Origin of the sequence: Kitasatospora sp. NPDC057198 (genome assembly GCF_042670125.1) — a bacterium.
GTDB lineage: Bacteria > Actinomycetota > Actinomycetes > Streptomycetales > Streptomycetaceae > Kitasatospora.
Window position 1 is genome coordinate 1 of the sequence record NZ_JBHUWH010000692.1, and the last position, 2,918, is coordinate 2,918.

General features: G+C 77.5%; 4 protein-coding genes. 2 read left to right on the top strand and 2 right to left on the bottom strand.

Annotated features, from left to right (window positions below; genetic code table 11):
• On the top strand, positions 1-292 hold a 292-nt coding region (locus ACFUEL_RS37825; RefSeq protein WP_380242469.1), incomplete at its 5' end, for a ketopantoate reductase C-terminal domain-containing protein.
• A 49-nt stretch (positions 293-341) separates the two neighbouring features.
• Positions 342-1,151, top strand: coding sequence for a phosphotransferase (locus ACFUEL_RS37830; RefSeq protein ID WP_380242470.1), 810 nt, complete (start codon positions 342-344; stop codon positions 1,149-1,151).
• 24 nt (positions 1,152-1,175) lie between these two features.
• On the opposite strand, the gene ACFUEL_RS37835 is transcribed toward ACFUEL_RS37830, so the two are convergent.
• The gene (locus ACFUEL_RS37835; protein WP_380242472.1) at positions 1,176-2,117 is read right to left on the bottom strand and encodes a GNAT family N-acetyltransferase; all 942 of its coding nucleotides are present in this window, start codon (positions 2,115-2,117) and stop codon (positions 1,176-1,178) included.
• 50 nt (positions 2,118-2,167) lie between these two features.
• On the bottom strand, positions 2,168-2,914 hold the full coding sequence (locus tag ACFUEL_RS37840) for an HAD family hydrolase (RefSeq protein ID WP_380242474.1): 747 nt from the start codon (positions 2,912-2,914) through the stop codon (positions 2,168-2,170).
• Positions 2,915-2,918: the final 4 nt, after the last annotated feature.

Here is a 2,918-nt window from a genome sequence, read left to right on the forward strand (position 1 = left end):
GTGGATGCCCTCCGTGCTGGGCCTGCCCGACGCGGCCTTCCGCCGGGTCGCGGCGGCGAGCCTGCGGGTGGACGCCCGGGCCCGCTCCTCGATGTGGGAGGACCTGCAGCGCGGACGCCCCACCGAGGTCGGCGAGTTGCAGGGCGAGGTGGTCGCGCTGGCCGAGCGGCACAGGCTGCCCGCCCCGGTCAACCGGCGCCTGCTCGAACTGGTCCGCGCGGCCGAGGGCGCGGCCGCGCCACCCGCCTGGTCCGGCCCGGAGCTGCTCGCCGCCCTCGACGCGAAGCCCTGACCCCCGTCCCGCCACGCCACGTCCCGCCACGAGGAGTTGACGCCCCGCCATGACGCAGCAGTGGACCACCCACGGCATCGAACTGCGGCCCGACTCGGTGCACAAGCGCTTCCGCCCGGACGCCGACGGCGAAGCGGAGCGGGAGTGGCGGGCGCTGACCCTGCTCGACCGGCACGCGCCGGGGCTGGCCCCGCGCCCGCTGGCCCGCGCGGACGGCGCCGTCACCATGTCCCGGCTGCCGGGCACCGTGCTGCGCGGCGCCGAGCTGACCGAGGCCCGACTGGACGCGCTGGCCCGCGCGGTGCGGCGGCTGCACGACGCCGTCCCGGGCGACGAGGCGGCCCGGCTGCCCCGGCGGCGCTGGGACGTCCGGGAGTCCGCGGCGGCGGTCTGGAGCCGGGCGGACGCGGTGCGCGGCCCGGCGGCGCGGCGGGCGCTGGCGGCGGGGCTGCGCTGGCTGGACGGCGCGCAGGACGGGCTGTGCGCGGGCGAGTCGTCCTCGGCGCCCGTGCTGGGGCAGGCCGACGGGAACCTCGCCAACTTCCTGTGGGACGGCGCGGACGTCCGCCTGGTCGACTTCGAGGACTCCGGCCGCTCCGACCGCCCGTACGAGCTGGCCGAGATGGTCGAGCACGTCTCCGCCTGGGCGGAGACCCGGCCGGGCGCCGGGCTGGACGCCGGGGCGTTCCTGGCCCGGTACGGGCTCTCCCCCGCCGAGGAGCTGCGGCTGCTGGAGTGCCGCCGCCTGTTCGCCCTGCTGTGGCTGGTGTTCCTCACCGCGGACGCGGCGACGGCGGCCCGCAACCCGCCCGGCACCGGGGAGCGCCAGGCGCTGCGCCTGCTCGACCTGCTCGGCTGAGCACCCGGCGGCGACCGGCCCCCGTCAGACCGGGAGGCTCTTCTCCAGCACCACGCTGGTGTACCGGACCGTCATGCCGACCTTGAGGTACAGGTCGAGCGCGCCCGTCCCGGAGTGCGTCCACAGCGTGCAGTGGCTCAGCCCGGCGTCCCGGCAGGCCCGGAAGGCGTGCTGGAGCAGGTGGCGGGCGATGCCCCGGTGGCGGTGGGCGCGGTCGACGGCCAGGCTGTCCACGTAGCCGTCCGCGCTGCCGGGCTGGTCGAGGGAGAGGGCGACGCCGACCACCCGGCCGTCGGCGTCCGAGACGGCGAGCGGCGAGCGCTCGGGGGCGAAGCTCTCGCGGCGGACGGCGTGCTCGGCCCATTCGGCGAAGTCCATCCGGCGCGCCTTCCAGTCCGCGAAGGCGTCCTCGACCACCCGGTGCGCCTCGTGCTCGTCCCGGGCGTCGCTGGCCCGGAACGGACGGATCGTCACCCCCTCGGGGGCGGGCGGCAGTCCGTCCGCCGCCGGCAGGCCGTCGAGGGCGATCTCCAGCAGCCAGCTGGCGCCCTTGGGCCGGTACCCGTAGGTGCGCAGCATCGCCAGGCCGGTCGCGTCCAGGTCGGCGACCACCTGGACCAGTTTGCCGACGCCCTGTTCGACGGCCCGGCCCTCGATCCACCCGAGCAGGGCGGTGCCGATCCGGCGACCCCGGTGCGCGGGGTGGACGCGGCACTCGCAGCGCCGGTCGCTCCACGCCCAGGCGACCGGGCTCCCGTCCGGGCCGTGCACCAGCACGGTGTCGGCGGCCGGGTCGAAGCCGGGGCGGGCCAGCACCGCGGCGAGTTCCCCGGCGTCCGCCTCCACGGCCGCGCCGCCGTGCAGGTCCCGCTCGCAGGCGTTCAGCAGGTCCAGCAGGGCGGGCAGGTCGGCGGCCGGGTCGAGCGGCCGGGCGGTGTACCCGGCGGGCAACTGGGGCTTGGCCATGGCGGGGGTCCTTCCTCACGGTGGGGACGGGGCGCGGGATCGCCGTCCGGTCAGCCCGCGGTGAGCGTGCGCAGCAGCGCGGGCAGGTGCCGCATGTCGGAGAACAGCACGGTGTCCGGCGCGCCGTCCCCGCCTCCTTCCTGGTACCCGTCCTTCCCGAAGTGGCGGTGCCCGAACTCCCCGCCGGTGAGCGCCCGGGCGGCCGGGCCGGTGGTGCAGCCGAGGCGGCGCATGCCGGCGGCGCGGGCGGCGCGCATCCCGGCGGGGCTGTCCTCGACGACGGCGCAGGCCCCGGGGGCGTGCCCCGTCCCGGCGGCGGCGTGCAGGAAGACGTCCGGGAAGGGCTTGCCGCGGGCGACCTCCTCGGCGCTGAAGATCCGTCCGGCCAGCCGCTCGTACAGCCCGGTGCGGCCCAGGGTGTGCCGCATCTTGGCCTGGCTGCCGCTGGAGGCGACGCAGTGCGGCAGGCCGAGCGCCTCCAGGGCGTCCAGCGCGGCCACGATGCCGTCCACGGGCGCCGGTTCGGCGTCCACCAGCTCGCGGTGGCGCCGCTCGAAGCGCCGCTCCCACTCGGCCGCGGCGGCGGCCCCGAGGCGCTCGCCGACCTGCTGCCGGATCGCGGCGGGGGTGCGGCCGATGAACCGCTCCACCACCTCGTCCGCCCCCAACGGCCGGCCGAGCTCCGCACCGACCTCGACCTGCACCCGCACGGCGATCGGCTCGATGTCGACCAGCACCCCGTCGCAGTCGAATATCACCAGTTCGACGGGTCTCGTCGGCACGTTCACGGTGGTCATTGCG